This is a genomic window from Mojavia sp. (assembly GCF_059505145.1).
Window position 1 is genome coordinate 451,784 of the sequence record NZ_JCACKA010000047.1, and the last position, 15,363, is coordinate 467,146.

Genomic DNA, 15,363 nt, shown 5'->3' on the forward strand with positions numbered 1-15,363 from the left:
CTAACTTAATTCCTTAGCGGAGCAGATGAAGTACGTCTCGAAGAACGCTATAACCAGCCAAATCCCAAAGAAGATAACTGACAAAACCAAGCATTGCTAAACGACCATTCCATAGCTCCTGCTGTGGATTCCAGCCAAAGATCCAGGCGTTGCGATCGGCTCCATTGTAAGCTGGGGTAACAGTAGGGACTTGATCGGTGTTAATTGCTGTAGTTTTCATGATGGTTAGTTCTCAATAATCTTGTTTTGCTCTCATGCTATCGACTAAATTTGCGATACTGGTCTGCCATTAGGAGCGTCTTCGATCTATATCTTTGGTAACGCTCAACAATTAATTTCGATACAAAAAAAATTATTCTTATTTACCGAGAACATAAGGCAGAAAAGCCCGCCGCACTTCCGATGCACCGCGCAGGCTTGGCTCAATCGTCGCTGTGAACCAGGATGGATCACCCTTGAGAAAATGGGCGTGGAGATCGACAAATTGCCCATAGCGATTAGCGATTTCTCCAATTGCAGTGTTCATGCGCTGGAGATTCTTGCGGGCGATCGTCGGCTCAACCCCTACAAAGTTGCGTCTATCATCTCCAAAGGTAGGATCGTACACATTACCCAACAGAACGGGGCGAATCGGCAACTGCTGCACAAACGTGTCGAGAGCATTAGCAAAGGTTGCAATCCCTCCACCAGTATCTCGAATTAATCCTTGCAGTAGATCGTTACCACCGATAGTGATTAGTGCGATCGCTTTTCCTTCCACCCGCAATCGGTGAGCCTGAGAAGGCAACCCCTCAACTGTTGCACCATCACGGGCACGATGTTCCAGGCGAGCAGAGCCACGTGATTTGAGATCCTGACCTTGAAATTCGGGAAACAGGCGATCGTCATTCTGGACGAGGAGTTGCCCTGGATGAACGCCAAACTCGTTATATCGTCCGCAATCTAAAATTGAGTCGCCAAAGGTATATAGCGTGACCATTGCTTGCTCCCGTCGATTGCAGCCAAAGAGAGTCAGGACACTTGCCCCTCCAACTACTTGAATAAACCGTCGTCGCGTAGGTTGAAACAAAGCCATAGCACTCTCTTTGTTTGTCCGACGCTAGCATGAGGACATGGTAGACGATATGAATCAGAAGATGGATTTACTGTCACAAGCCCTAAATCTCGAAAAACTCCTTGCACTGATCGCCACCCATCTCAACGTTGATCCAGCAGAGCTTCAGCTTGTGCCGATTCCTACGGGTAAACATAATTCTTCCTTCTGGGTATTTGCTCCTCAAAAGCGCTATGTATTGCGGGTAGCTCCAAGAGATTCGACAGGGTTGCTGTTTTACGAACGCCGCATGATGCGTCAGGAGCCATCGCTACACGAACTTATCCGCTCACGCACAACCATTCCAGTTGCACAAATTATCGCTGCTGATTTTAGTCGTGTTCACCTAGACCAAGATTATCTGCTGATGACAGCCCTTGAGGGCGTTCCCCTAAGTGATGCTCCTTCTCTCAGTTGCGATCAGCACGATCAAACTCTTTACCAAGTCGGCTCTTACCTGCGTCAGTTGCATGAACTGACGGCTCCTGACTGCCTCGGAATTGAGGCTTATGGATATATCGGTCTACACCATCCAATGGAACCTCAACCAACCTGGGCAGAAGCATTCCGTGTCATGTGGAATCTGCTATTGGATGATGTGGTTGCAAGCGGATGCTATACATTGAGCGATCGCCAGTTGATGTCTAATCTTTTAGAGCAACATATCGCTCACTTTGATTACACACAATCCCCTCGCTTACTTCACATGGATGTCTGGTCTCAAAACATTTTGGTAGACCCAGCAGGTAATGTGACCGGATTAGTAGACTTCGACCGTGCCCTTTGGGGCGATCCAGAGATTGAATTTGCGGTGTTAGACTATTGTGGAATTAGCGAGCCTGCTTTCTGGAAAGGATATGGCAGGGAACGCGATCAGTCTACCTCTGCTGTGATTCGTCAACGGTTTTATCTGCTATATGAGGTGCAAAAGTATATAGCGATCGCAGTTTGGCGAAGGCGAGATGAACTTCGGGCATTGTCCTTCAAGCACAAAAGTTTAGCGTTAGCGAATAATCTCCTTTAGTTGCACTAGGCATTGGAAAAAACAATTTGCCTCTCAACAACTAAAACTTATTGAGAACATAAAATTTTTTTGCAATACAAATTTAAGCCAAAACATCTAACCAGGGTTAGGTGGATTTAAACTGGATTACTAGCAAAATCAGAGTATTCCAACTATTTATCGCTTGAAAACATAAAATCCAATGTGGCTCTTGCTCGTTGCCCCTGATGCTTCTTTTAAGGTTGGTTAATAAGCACGATTTCTATTCCTTTTAGTGATTGTGTTCGATCAAGTTCTCAAAGCGAGGCGTGAACAACGTCTATGGAAGTTTTATGAGGAATATTTGGGGCACTCGTGTTTAGCTACGTTACTTTGCGATGAAGAGGGTATCAATCAGATTATTTTCATAGAGGAGAACTAAACGTGGTTACAACGCTAGATGATACAAAGCGGCTTGCGATCGGTGAAAGATTGGCAGACCTTAGAGCATTTCAAAATTTAATTATCTCTAATGATCAAAAACTAATAGATGCTTGCCCTGATCAAGATGTTCGCGAGCGTCTTTTGAATATGCTCTCTGATGACCAGAAGAACCTGGGCATTATAGACACTGTAATCGTTCAATACGGCATTCAAGCTGAACCTAGTGCTGCAACCAAGATATTTATTCCGCAGTTTGAGCAGATGATGTCAGGTAATGAGTTTACGTTTTACCAGAAGCTCATTCACCATGAACTGATGAAGCATGGTCAAGCCATGAGTGGAATCGTTATCCACAAAGCTGCTCAAAAAGTAGGAGCAGACATTGAAGTGGCAATTGCGCCTTTAAATACCGTCAACTTTGAGGGTCGCGCTCACCAAGAACAGCTCAAGGGCATACTCGAACAGGTAGGTGTCCGCGAAATGACGGGTCTTGATGCCGATCAGGGAATTTGGGCACGGGTGCAAGATGCGATCGCTGCATTATCGGGTGTAGCTGGCAGTGTGATTACCCAAAACACTGACAAACAGGATATGAACATCCAGACCCTGATCCGGCTAGATCATAACAAGGTGAATACCATCTTCACCGAAATCGGAGCTACTAAAGATCCTCAAAAACTCCAAGAGTATTTTGGGCAACTCTACAAAGATCTATTAGCACACGCAATAGCTGAAGAAGAAGTTGTCTATCCAAAAGTTCGCTCGTTCTACGGCTCGGACAACACTCAGGAACTGTACAATGAGCAAGCCCAAATGAAGCAGATGCTAGATGAAATTAAGTCTATTAACCCCGCTTCAGCCGACGAATTCAGATCAAAAGTTAAACAGCTGATGGATGTGGTTGGCGATCACATTCGCCAAGAAGAATTTACGATGTTTGCAGCAATTGACAATAATTGTAGTGATGAGCAAAAAGAGCAAATGGCTACTGAATTCAAAGCCGCCAAGAGCAAAATTCAGGAAGAAATGGCAGTCTAATTGCGATAACAGCAAGCATCTTGGCGTAAAGACAAAACTTGTCTATGGTTATTAACCAAAGCCAAAGTCATTGCTCATGAAAACTTAAATCTCAAAGGACTGGCAAAATCTAAATTTGCCAAGTCCGTAACCGATGCTGGGTGGAGTCAATTCCTGCCAATCCTGAATATCAAGGCTATAAGTGTTGGGTGTTTGGTGGTTGGTAAAGATTCAGGTCTAAATGTCCCTGCGGTTGAAGCACAATCAATTGATATTCTTGTGCGAGAGCCATAAATCTCCCTATTGATTCCGGTGTTAAATGTCTATCATAAGAGATAATAAAGCGTTTAATAATTGTAAAAGAGTTCTCTTAGTTTGAATTATCATTGGGTTTCTCTCTTTACTCACCGCTTTGATTCTCACTAGTTCGCATTGAATATAAATTAAGTTTTTGTCGCAAAATAAGCCAAAAGAAAGGTAAATCTTCTATTAAGTATCTTTTCCATAACCTTTTAGGCTCAGTAGTCATTCTATATAACCATTCAAGTCCCATCTCACTCATAAGTTTTGGCGCTCTACTGATATTGCCAGCTTCAAAATCAAGAGTGGCTCCTATCGCCAAAAATATTTTGATATTTGGCAGTTCATTTTTGTATTTATATATCCACTTTTCTTGTTTCGGTGCACCTAATCCAACTGCCAATACTGTAGCTCCTGACTTGTTAATTAAGTCAACGATATCTCTGCATTCTTGTTCATTTTTTTCAAATCCAAAAGAAGGTGAATACGAACCTACAATAACATTCCTACCAACTTGAGAATTTATTCTTTGTTGGGCTTTAGCTGCCACACCTTTAGCTGCACCTAATAAAAATATTTTAATGTTTTTGTTTTTTTTGTGAAAATTATAAAAAGCAGGAAAGAAATCAGAACCTGATATTTTTTCTTTGATGGGGTTACCCAAAAATTTAGAAGCATAAATCAAAATTTGACTATCACATAATTTGTAATCAGCGCTAGTATATGCTTGTAAAAATTCTGGGTCATTTTGCAACTTCATCAAATGATCTACATTAGGCGTAAATACGACACCAGATTGAAGTTTTTCTAAAACCTCTGTTTTCAATAAATTATCAATATCAATATTTAAGATATTAACTTTTTTGGTTAAATATCGAGTTACAGAATTATTTTGCTGTTGCAAAAACTGCGTCGGTAACGACCTAAACGCTTTGGAATTTGACATCTTTCCAAACCCTGTATTGAGGAAACTAATTCGGTTGAAACTTTATTTTTAAGTCTTCTTGTAGTTTCCTCCTCAGACAGCGATTGCAAATACTATCTGATGGCTACTTAAAGTTTGATATCTACAGCATCCTAGTATGAAGATAAAATTGTCCACCTAGCTATCCACTTGGCCGTATCGTAGAAATACATTAAGCCACTGGTACTTAAACCTGTTATGCCAAACATGAGTTTACTTACCCCAGAACCTTTATAAATAAAGGGTTTCATTATTTTTAATGCTAAATTTATTTTATAGGTACGGAAGAACCAGATATTTTGCTAGTGAAAGATTTTAAGGTAACTGAGTCCAGAGTACATCCATGTATGTATTGATGCGAGCACTGTTGTTTTTCGTTCAGGCGGCACCAGTGCTGAGTAAGGTAATGCAATAGGGACTTCCAAGTAAAAAATATCCCATCGCTGTTATGGCACTCGTGCAGGAAGCAGGGAGAGGGAAAGTCGCTTTGAAGGAGTGAAATTGGATAATTTAATTTTTAAAGTTCCCATATGATGCTGTATTCAGCTCTATGGCTTCTCCAGAATAGAGTATAAATTATGAGTAAAATACTCTTCTAGGAATTTGATTCGGCTGAACAAAGAGAAAAGCTTCATCACTATATTTTTACTCACGTTTGTCTGCAAGTAGACAATATAGAGACCAGAATTGCTGAATAGGCTTCGGTAATCAGCTAGGGTCATCTTATTTAAACCGAGATCGTAGATAGAGCTGATTTTCTGCTTTCTCTGGCGATTTAATCTTTGGATAATAAATTGTTCACTTACGATCAGGTGTCCCCATGGAATCGGAATTTGCGTCCTATGGTGATCACCCCAAGGACTTGAATAGAGCGGAGCAAAGCCTATATATATTCTTCCACCACTTTTCAGACGCTTTGTCATCTCTGCCATTACTATATCAAGGTCAAGGATGTGTTCAAACGAATCCTTGGAAAGAATAACGTCAAAGGATAAGCCGTCATAGTGCCGTAAATCTATATCTTTGAACTCGACTATGTGTGTTAGTTGTGGATAATTCTGTCTTAGGTTTTCATTAGCAAAATCAATTCTATGAGAATCTGTATCTAGCCCGACGACCTTCCTAGCGCCAGTTAAAGCAGCGTTTATGCAGAGGCTACCATGCCCACAACCTACGTCTAGCACTGTCAAGCCTTTAAGCAATGGCATTCCACCAAGTCTATTCCAAAACTTACTGTTTTCAGCCTCACCTCTATTGAAATAATCAATGTCTTCTTGAAGCAACATCACAAACTTCCTGTAATTATATTGGTAAGCCTTAGTAATCATTGCTATCCACATTTTTAGCGCTTAGGAGCGCTGCCAAAAGACCCAGGAATAACAATGTAATAGTATATTTCTTCTCGCACACTTATGGTTTCAGGTAAAGCATCAAATTCATCTTTACTCAATCCTTTCTTTTACAAATACTTGCTTAACTTTTATAAAGTAATAACCCAATATCTCTATTCCTAAAACTGGCAGAAGTGACATCGTTGTTAAGAGTATAAATATGAAAGGTGACCATTTTGGAAAGTAAACAATATAAGCTAGCCACAAACAAAGTTTGATAGTTTTCGGAGATGTCTCTAGAATTAGCTTTAGAGCTTCAACACGCTACCCCCTAGTGGATAGTCATGTGGACAATTTCATCTTCCTTGAGGATAGTGTATGCATAGGGTTATCATTAACCGCCAGATAGTATTGGTTATCACTATTTGAGAGGATACTGTAATCAGCTTATCTAATAAAATCTGAAAATCAAGATTTTATAGACCGTTCTGAAAAATCCAAAGGTAACAGTGATTATACCTGCGTACAATACGGAAGCTTATATTGGTGATGGTAAGGCAATACAGTCAGCTTTAAAGCAAACTCTCAATAATATTGAAGTCACTGTTGTCGATGATGCTTCCACCGAGCGGACTTTAGCAGCGGCTAAAAGTTTGACTGGCAAGCGTTTCAAGATTATAGCTAATCAAAAAATTTGGGGCGGTCAAGACACGTAATCGCGCCCTCAAAGAAGCCAAGGGCAAATGGATTGCTCTCCTAGACTCCGACGATTGGTGTGATCCACAAAGGTTGAAAAGGCTTGTGCTGGTTGCAGATAATTCATATGATGTCAAAGGTTACGACAAACTGCTTTTTCCAAAAATATTATCAAGGCGAATAAAGTACTATTTATTCTCTAAATATAACCAAGAAAATAAAATTAGACTTTTATAAAAAATATACTTATGACATCAGAACGCAGAAAAATTATAGAAAATTCTATTTCGCTATTAATTAGTAGATTAACTCAAAGTATTACAACTTTTATATTAGTTGCATCTATTGCTCGTATTCTAGGCCCCTATAATCTGGGGCAATATACGCTTGCATTCACCTACTATATTCTTTTCATGACCCTGACATCGCAAGGGTTTAAAACCTTGTTTACGCGGGAATTATCATGCAACCCGCAGCAAACACCAGTATATTTAGTAAATGGTACTTTATTGCAGTTTGTTTTCAGCATCATCGGTTATGTAGCAATGGTGTTGCTAGTATTTACATTACCCTATAATGCTGACACATCAATTGTTTGTTATATCTTGGGCTTGATGATTATTCCATTTTCTGTTTCTAACGTTACCGAAGCAATCTTTCAAGCTCAAGAGAAAATGTATTTAATTGCTATCAGTACAGTTCCCGTTTATATTTTGCGTACAATAATCATGATTTGGGCAATGAAGCTCAAATATGGCATAAATTTTGTGTGTGCAGGTCTAGTGATTTCAGAAGCATTAATTCTATTTTTTGAATGGGGACTTATATTACAGTTTATCAACCCTCAATGGCGGATTGACTGGAATTTTATCTGGCAGACTTTTAAATTTTCTCGGACATTTTTAGCTATTGAGGGTATAGCTATTTTAAAAGGTAGAATGCTAGTTATCATTTTATCTTTATTGTCGAGTGAAGTTATAGTTGGCTTGTATGGCTCAGTAGTTCAATTGATGCAGCCATTTGAAATTATTGCTTCTAGCCTTGTAGTAGCTGTATTTCCTAGTATGTCAAAGGCAGTGACATTAGGAAAAGAAAAGCAGCGTTTCATAGCTGAAAGTGTAATTGAGATATTGCAAGGCGTAGGATTACCATTAATTGTCGGACTATTGTTTATTGGAGGAGATATATTAACTTTAATCTATGGCGATCCTAAATTTGTTGAGGGCGCTGTACCACTTAATATAATTGCCTTGGGGCTGGTAGCAGCTTCATTTACGCGTCCTTTGGGCTATTTGCTAGTAGCTAATGGTTTTGAGCGTGTTAATCTAATTGAAGTAACTAGCACAAGCGTATTAACTGGCTTAGTTGGCATACTACTGATATCGAAATATCAGCTGATGGGAGCCGCAATAACTGTTCTGATAATCGAAATTGCTACCTCTGCTCAATATATATATGCCGTTTTTAATCGCCTATTCACTTTACATATATGGCGACTTTTAGTTCGTCCATTAATAATTAGTATTTTTATAGTATTTATATTTCTAATTTTAAAATTAATGAACGCAAATATTATTACGGAGATGCTTAGTGCTACTTTGGCTTACACTTTTTTTGTGACTATTATGGCTACTTATGCTGTTGGTGGCCCAAAGGTAGTTTTAGCAAAAGTTTTACCTAACAGATAAATGTATTTAATAATTTGAAAGTTCCATTATAAAGACTATAACGTTGCAGTAATATTGGTTTTTTACAGAGGTATAAATGACAGACATTGCCTTTTTTTTAATGGATCTTGGTGGTGGTGGAGCCGAAAAAGTGATGCTGACTTTAGCAGATGGATTTGCAGAACAAGGGCTAAAAGTAGATTTTGTGTTAGTGAAAGTTGAAGGAGACTACTTATCACTTATATCTCCCAAAGTACGACTAGTAAAACTGGAAGGTAAACGGCTAATAACGAGCCTTACTTTACTAGTGAATTATTTAAAACAGGAACAACCCAAAATCTTAATCTCTGCTTTAGAGGATACAAATACTATCGCCCTCTTAGCTAAAAAGTTAGCTAGTGTCTCTACTCGTGTAATTGTTACTGTACATAACCATATTTCTCGTAGTTGCCAAATGTCTACTCAACTAAAACGGCGACTAACACCTTTATTCGTTCGTTGGCTTTACCCTTGGGCTGACGCAATTGTAGCCGTATCTGAGGGAGTAGCTGAAGATGCCGCGCAAGTTAGTGGTTTAGCTTTAGAACAAATCAAGGTCATTCACAACCCCATTTATACCTCAGACTTAATAGAAAAATATCATCAACCTGTCAATCATCCTTGGTTTTTGGACAAGCATCACCCTGTAATTTTAGGTGTAGGACGTTTGGAAAAACAGAAGGATTTTCCTACTCTCATTCGTGCCTTTGCTCTACTCCGACAGCAGTACCCAGCTAGATTAATGATTTTAGGTCAAGGTAAGGAACTTCCTTATTTAGAAACGCTAGTCAAAGAACTAAATATGGAAGAAGATGTGGCTTTTCCTGGTTTTGTTGCTAACCCATATGCTTACATGGCACAAGCTAAACTATTTGTACTTTCTTCAAGTTTTGAGGGTTTTGGCAATGTGCTTGTAGAAGCTATGTTGGCAGGTACTCCAGTAGTTTCCACTGATTGCGAAAGTGGCCCAGCAGAAATTTTAGAAAACGGAAAGTACGGCAAGTTAGTAGCTGTAGGAGACGTTAATGGTTTGGCAGAAGCAATGATTAACACATTAAACAATCCTCCTGACTCTGAATTACTCGAACAAAGGGGGCGTGAATTTTCTCTAGAAGCGAATTTAGCACAGTATCAACAAGTTTTTAATTTTAATTAGACGCTTATACTTAGGAGGTTTTTTATGAAACTTAAAAAAATTTTAGTTACAGGAGATGATAATTTCATCTACCGCTATAAATCTTTGTTTACAGCTATCTCCAAAAATGCCATTGAATTAGATTATCTTCCGTTAAGCAAAGTATATCAAGATAATTTTTTTGATGTCTTTATGCAATTTTTGTATAGATTTATTTACAAATTCTCTTTAAGTACAGCTGACAGATTGTTTCATAAAACCAAGCGAGCATATATAGCTAAATCGCAGAAACTAGAGTTTAAGATCGGACAGCTAGAATATACTCCAGATTTAGTATTTCATATTTTTGGTATGTACAGCCCATTTTGGCATAAATCAGACATTCCTTATGTTATGTATATAGATTACACCATGAATTTGGCTGCTCAAAATTGGTCTCCCTGGGCTCCTTTTAAAAATCAGGAAGAACTAGCAGATTGGATGGAATGTGAGCGTCAAGCTTATGAAAGAGCTTATCATATTTTCACCTTTAGCAATGTAGCAAAGAAATCTCTGATTGCAGATTATAATATACAGCCATACAAAATAAATGTTGTAGGTTCTTCTGGTAACTTTCAAGAATCTTATAAAGGAGAAAAAACTTTTGGTAGCCAGCAAATTTTGTTTAATGGTTCAGATTTTGAACGCAAAGGTGGCAATCTAGTTTTGGCAGCCTTTAAACAAGTTAAGCAGATAATTCCTAACGCAAAGCTAGTCATAATTGGTAAAAAAATACTGATTGAAGAATCTGGAATTACTGGAATCATTAATCCAGGCAAGATATCTATTTCCGAATTACAAGATCTATTTTTAAAAACAGATTTAGTTGTTGCTCCTGCATATTGTGACCCTTTTCCAACATTTTTATTGGAAGCAATGAATTATGGAGTTCCCTGCGTAGTTACTAATAAAGATGGAATGCCAGAAATTGTTGAGCATCAAGTCGATGGTATTGTCATATCTGAAATGAAAGCAGATATTTTAGCAGAAGAAATTATCAATCTATTGCTTAATCCTACTTTACTAGAATCTTTCTCTAAAGCAGCTAGATGCAAAATGATAACCAAATATAAATGGGAAAATATAGCAAAGGAAATATTAAATATATTATCATCTAAATAAATAGGAGTTTCGCAAATAATATTTGATTTAATTAATAGTATCTGCAAACAAATGAAAAAAATTTTGGCATTAGCAGAATACGGATTTACAATTTTATCATTAATGCTTTATACGGGAGGCCCCCTCACTGTCCTTACTTCTGGGGGTGTGAATGAAGGAGAAGCCGAATTTTATTCAGGAAGCGATAATAATTCTCTTGTAAAAATAGTATTTTTGGCAATTTATTTTATCACCTTTGTGCTATTAACTGCTCGGTGGAAAAAGGTGGTTTATATGCTAAGTAAAGATAAATATATATTAATACTACTAGGCATCGCCTTAACTTCAATTTTGTGGTCTGCTAGGCCAGAAGCAACAATAGTGCGTTCTCTAGGTATAACTGGGACAACCTTATTTGGTCTTTACTTAGCTACTCGCTACAGTTTGAAAGAGCAGATAGGTTTATTAGGTTGGATGTTTGCAATAGTATTATTGCTAAGTTTTCTGTTTGCTGTGGGATTACCCAAATATGGAATTATGGGAGGCATTCATGCAGGAGCTTGGCGAGGAATATATAACCATAAGAATGTTTTAGGTAAAATGATGGTTATTAGCACAACCATTTTTATCTTAAATTCTATTAGTGCAACTAAAAATCGATTAATACTATATTTAGGTTTGAGTTTATCAATAATCCTTATATTACTGTCAAGATCCTCTTCAGCAATGATAAATTCGATAATGATTATTGCTCTATTTTTGATATCTCACACTTGGCGATGGCGCTATGAAGTTTTGGTTCCCACATTCATAACCATAATCACTTTAATTAGCAGTATTTATATTTGGTTAATAGATAATTCTGAGGCGATATTTGCTGCTGTTGGTAAGGATGCAACTCTAACAGGGCGCACAGATTTGTGGAATTTGGTATGGGATATGATTTGGAAAAGGCCTTGGTTAGGTTATGGCTATGGTGCTTTTTGGTTTGGAGGAGAAAGTAGTGTATCTAGCGAGCTTTGGAATGCTGCTGGTTGGATACCTCCAAACTCCCACAACGGGCTTTTAGATCTGTGGCTGAATGTTGGATTATTCGGAGTCATTATATTTGCACTAAGCTTTTGTAAAACTTTAACTAAAGCCTTTATCTGGTTGCGGTATAGTAAAACGTCAGAAGGATTTTGGCCATTAATATTTATCGTATATATGATTCAGTCTAACCTGACTGAGAGTGCATTAATGTTGCAAAATGATATTTTTTGGGTACTTTACGTAGCGGTAGCTTACTCTGTGCTGTTACCTATTCAAGAACCAATCTATACTAAAGAAAAAATATTAATTAAAACTTAATAGTTTGAATTCGATTGTAATATTGAATCTAACAATATTATTCATAGGAATAGAAAAGTGATGATACTTAAAATTATTATGGTTGGCTCTAGTCTAGAACAAAATGGAGGAATTGCAAGCTTTGAAAAACTTATATTAAAACATGCTCCTACTGATATTGAAATTCAGCATATTACTAGCCATGATGAAGGTTCTATTGCACATAGACTGATAATATTTGTAAAAGCTTTAGTAAAGTTTTTGTGGAGACTGATATTTGAGCAAACAGATATTATATATCTTCAGATTTCAGAGGGTGGTAACCTTCTAAGAAAATCCATTTTTGCCCTGATTGCTTTTATTTTTCGCAAGCCAGTATTGTTGCACGCTCATGGAGCTGAATTTCATCTCACTTACTCTCGGCTTCCTGAATGGGCAAAGCAATTGTTGAGCGGCATATTTCGTCGTTGCAGCGGTTTGATTGTTTTATCAAAAACGTGGAAAGATTACTACGTTCTGAATCTAGATTTAAACCCACAAAGAGTTTTTGTGCTACCTAATCCTGCTGAATTGCCTGTAGAAATTCCCCAACGGATGAATGCCAATCAAGTCACTCTACTCTTTTGCGGGCGTGTTGGTCAACGCAAGGGAACATTTGATTTAATTGAGGCGTTTGCCAATCTACCTGCTGAACAAAAAAACTGTGCAAAGCTAATTATCGCCGGAGATGGAGATATAGAACAAGGGCGCAAGTTAATTGAGAAACTAAATCTTACAGAACATATTACTTTTGCGGGTTGGGTAAACTCAGAACAACGAGACAAGCTGTTAGCTAAAGCGGATGTATTCCTATTGCCCTCTTACAATGAAGGTTTGCCGATGGCAATACTTGAAGCGATGAGTTGGGGATTGCCTGTAATTACTACACCAGTTGGAGGAATTCCTGAGCTAGTAGTTCATAATGAGAATGGTTTGCTGGTTAAACCTGGCGATATTCAACAGTTATCAGCAGCAATACTATCTTTAATTACTAATGAGGAATTAAGGTTGATACTGGGAAAAACTGCAAGAGAACGTGTGATGCCATACGACATTAAAAATTATCTCAATTCTTTGTTCAATGTCTATAACTCAGTATTGACACAGGCAAAAAAACACAGTCTTTATGAATCAAAGGCATAGATTAATTGGCAGACGCAGTTTTTTATTCGGCTTAGGTAGCTTAGCAACTATGAGTGCTGTAGCAACGAGTAAAGCTGCTTATGAAAATCAGCAGATACAAGCGCTTTATGATCCCGACAGGAATTTTATAATTACTGAGGGATTTTCTTTAAAAGAACGTGCTGCTAAGAAAGGACTAATTTATGGAGCAGCGGCTCGGCAGATCGATCTCTCATCAAATGCTTCATATGCTGCTGCTATAGTTCAAAATTGCAGTATGCTCGTACCAGAATGGGAATTTAAATGGACTGCCGGCAATGCAACACTTCGTCCAAGTCCAGATCGTTTTGATTTTAGCGCAGCCGATTGGATGGCTAACTTTGCTGCAACTCACGACCAATTGTTGCGCGGTCACACTTTAGTCTGGCATGATTCTTTACCAGAATGGTTTAAAACAAGTGTTAATAGTCGAAATGCAGCACAGCTATTAGAAAAGCACATTCAAACAGTTGTGAAACGCTACGCCGGAAAAATACATTCTTGGGATGTAGTGAATGAGGCTATTAGAACAGAAGATGGCAGAAATGACGGCTGGCGAATCACTCCCTGGTTAGAATTGTTGGGGCCAAATTATATTGACTTAGCTTTTCGTCTCACTGCTGCGGCTGATCCTCAAGCATTATTAGTTTACAACGATTTTGATTTAGATTATGACACTCCTGAACAGGAAGCAAAAAGAACGGCGGTACTAAAATTACTAGAGCGTTTACAGACTAAGCGTACACCGATTCATGCCGTTGGTATTCAAGCTCACTTGTTCCCTGGTGAGAATAAATTTAACCCAAGCAAGCTACGAAAATTTCTGCATGATGTAGCCAGTATGGGATTAAAAATTATGATTACAGAAATGGATGTAGCTGATAAAAAGCTGCCTACAGATGTAAAAGTCCGCGATCGCATCATCGCTGGAGTCTACGAAGATTATCTCTCAACCGTACTCGACGAACAAGCGGTTATTGCTGTAATCACGTGGGGATTGAGCGATCGCTATTCTTACGTCAGCCAATCTCAACCCAGATCTGATCGTGCTCCAGTTCGTCCTCTACCCCTTGATGCTCAAATGCAGCCCAAGCTAGCTTGGAATGCGATCGCTCGTGCTTTTGACCACGCTCCCAGACGTAACTAAAATTTTGCCTTGTAACTTTTCAAACATCCTCTAAGGTCATTGTTACAAGTTCTACTAGCACAGCCCAACATACACCGTCTGTCATTGATACTTTTTATGAAACTTACAACTGTTGTGGAGTACCCAGCATTTGTAAAATCTTTTCCACCTGATCCAAACCTCCAACAAGCCGCCTGATTGGATGAGGCCAAACTTTGACAAGGGTAGGAGTTGCAGAAACCTGATCGATTTCTGCTTGTTCGGGATTAGTTAAAACATCAACAACTTTCAAAGTATAAGGTTGCAAGAGCGATTGCTCTAACAGTTCATGTAGATTATGAAGGATACGTTCAGTATTTGCACTATGCCCTGCAACAAACAGGCGCAGGACATAAGCTTGTGTTTTTACTTGCAACTTTTGTGTCCTGGTTGCCGGGTGATGGTACTTCACTGCTGTTTCGGCAATTCCTAAACGTACAATCAAATCGTGGTCTTCCCAAAGTTGCGGAAATGAAGAGCGATAAGTTTCCAACACCATGCGATCGCACAACCCATCCTGCCAAGGCGCTGCTTGCCATGTTAAATCCCCTGCGTCAAAAATGGCGTTCAGCACAGCCTGATGTCGCATAATTGCCGGATATGCTTCCGCAAAAGTTCGCACCTGTTGAGAGCGAGGATCTAACCAGTGGTCAATAGTCGCCGTATAGCAAGGTACTAAAAAGTGAGGTAGTTCTGGTAAGTCTAAAATTTCTTGCAAAGCTGCACACAAATGTAAGTGCCATCGACCTTGCTTACTTGGATCGATACAGTAAATTAAATCTCCTCCAGGTGTAAATAGGGCAATACCTTTGAACAACTGGGGTTTAGATAGTCTGTTTGTAGTTAAATCAGTCACAGGAA

General features: G+C 38.7%; 14 protein-coding genes and 1 pseudogene. 9 read left to right on the forward strand and 6 right to left on the reverse strand.

Going from position 1 to position 15,363, the window contains the following annotated elements; translation table 11 throughout:
- Nucleotides 1-13: 13 nt before the first annotated feature.
- Together AC5JL8_RS09110 and AC5JL8_RS09115 are read right to left on the reverse strand one after the other, a co-directional pair.
- A complete protein-coding gene (locus AC5JL8_RS09110; protein WP_495879452.1) occupies nucleotides 14-220 on the reverse strand; it encodes a high light inducible protein in 207 nt (68 codons plus the stop codon).
- Nucleotides 221-358: 138 nt separating this feature from the next.
- Nucleotides 359-1,075, reverse strand: coding sequence for an SGNH/GDSL hydrolase family protein (locus AC5JL8_RS09115; RefSeq protein ID WP_495879453.1), 717 nt, complete (start codon nucleotides 1,073-1,075; stop codon nucleotides 359-361).
- Between the two features lie 49 nt (nucleotides 1,076-1,124).
- On the opposite strand from AC5JL8_RS09115, the gene AC5JL8_RS09120 reads away from it, so the two are divergent.
- Both AC5JL8_RS09120 and AC5JL8_RS09125 read left to right on the forward strand, forming a co-directional pair.
- Nucleotides 1,125-2,117, forward strand: a complete 993-nt coding sequence (locus tag AC5JL8_RS09120; protein ID WP_495879454.1) for a phosphotransferase family protein — start codon at nucleotides 1,125-1,127, stop codon at nucleotides 2,115-2,117.
- A gap of 402 nt (nucleotides 2,118-2,519) precedes the next feature.
- Nucleotides 2,520-3,557 carry a hemerythrin domain-containing protein gene (locus AC5JL8_RS09125; protein WP_495879455.1) on the forward strand — a complete coding sequence of 346 codons (1,038 nt, stop codon included), beginning with the start codon at nucleotides 2,520-2,522 and terminating at the stop codon, nucleotides 3,555-3,557.
- Between the two features lie 379 nt (nucleotides 3,558-3,936).
- Here the strand turns inward: AC5JL8_RS09125 and AC5JL8_RS09130 are convergent, their stop codons facing one another.
- From AC5JL8_RS09130 to AC5JL8_RS09140, 3 genes are all read right to left on the reverse strand, one after another.
- Nucleotides 3,937-4,782: a WecB/TagA/CpsF family glycosyltransferase gene (locus tag AC5JL8_RS09130; RefSeq protein WP_495879456.1), complete on the reverse strand. Its 846-nt coding sequence runs from the start codon at nucleotides 4,780-4,782 to the stop codon at nucleotides 3,937-3,939.
- A gap of 131 nt (nucleotides 4,783-4,913) precedes the next feature.
- On the reverse strand, nucleotides 4,914-5,051 hold the full coding sequence (locus tag AC5JL8_RS09135; RefSeq protein ID WP_495879457.1) for a hypothetical protein: 138 nt from the start codon (nucleotides 5,049-5,051) through the stop codon (nucleotides 4,914-4,916).
- A gap of 297 nt (nucleotides 5,052-5,348) precedes the next feature.
- A complete protein-coding gene (locus AC5JL8_RS09140) occupies nucleotides 5,349-6,086 on the reverse strand; it encodes a class I SAM-dependent methyltransferase (RefSeq protein WP_495879458.1) in 738 nt (245 codons plus the stop codon).
- Between the two features lie 554 nt (nucleotides 6,087-6,640).
- Here AC5JL8_RS09140 and AC5JL8_RS09145 point away from each other — a divergent pair.
- The 7 genes and pseudogenes from AC5JL8_RS09145 to AC5JL8_RS09175 all read left to right on the forward strand — a co-directional run bounded on the left by AC5JL8_RS09145 (nucleotide 6,641) and on the right by AC5JL8_RS09175 (nucleotide 14,484).
- A pseudogene (locus AC5JL8_RS09145) lies at nucleotides 6,641-7,064 on the forward strand (glycosyltransferase family 2 protein).
- 11 nt (nucleotides 7,065-7,075) lie between these two features.
- The gene (locus AC5JL8_RS09150) at nucleotides 7,076-8,515 is read left to right on the forward strand and encodes a flippase (RefSeq protein ID WP_495879459.1); all 1,440 of its coding nucleotides are present in this window, start codon (nucleotides 7,076-7,078) and stop codon (nucleotides 8,513-8,515) included.
- 76 nt (nucleotides 8,516-8,591) lie between these two features.
- Nucleotides 8,592-9,689, forward strand: a complete 1,098-nt coding sequence (locus tag AC5JL8_RS09155) for a glycosyltransferase (protein WP_495879460.1) — start codon at nucleotides 8,592-8,594, stop codon at nucleotides 9,687-9,689.
- Nucleotides 9,690-9,713: 24 nt separating this feature from the next.
- A complete protein-coding gene (locus tag AC5JL8_RS09160) occupies nucleotides 9,714-10,829 on the forward strand; it encodes a glycosyltransferase family 4 protein (RefSeq protein WP_495879461.1) in 1,116 nt (371 codons plus the stop codon).
- A 51-nt stretch (nucleotides 10,830-10,880) separates the two neighbouring features.
- The gene (locus tag AC5JL8_RS09165) at nucleotides 10,881-12,158 is read left to right on the forward strand and encodes an O-antigen ligase family protein (protein WP_495879462.1); all 1,278 of its coding nucleotides are present in this window, start codon (nucleotides 10,881-10,883) and stop codon (nucleotides 12,156-12,158) included.
- A 60-nt stretch (nucleotides 12,159-12,218) separates the two neighbouring features.
- A complete protein-coding gene (locus tag AC5JL8_RS09170; RefSeq protein WP_495879463.1) occupies nucleotides 12,219-13,319 on the forward strand; it encodes a glycosyltransferase family 4 protein in 1,101 nt (366 codons plus the stop codon).
- Nucleotides 13,303-14,484: an endo-1,4-beta-xylanase gene (locus AC5JL8_RS09175; RefSeq protein ID WP_495879464.1), complete on the forward strand. Its 1,182-nt coding sequence runs from the start codon at nucleotides 13,303-13,305 to the stop codon at nucleotides 14,482-14,484. The genes AC5JL8_RS09170 and AC5JL8_RS09175 overlap by 17 nt, the downstream gene beginning before the upstream one ends.
- A 103-nt stretch (nucleotides 14,485-14,587) precedes the next feature.
- Here the strand turns inward: AC5JL8_RS09175 and AC5JL8_RS09180 are convergent, their stop codons facing one another.
- Nucleotides 14,588-15,358 (reverse strand): circadian clock KaiB family protein, encoded by a 771-nt coding sequence (locus AC5JL8_RS09180; RefSeq protein WP_495879465.1) that lies wholly within the window; start codon nucleotides 15,356-15,358, stop codon nucleotides 14,588-14,590.
- Nucleotides 15,359-15,363 lie beyond the last annotated feature (5 nt).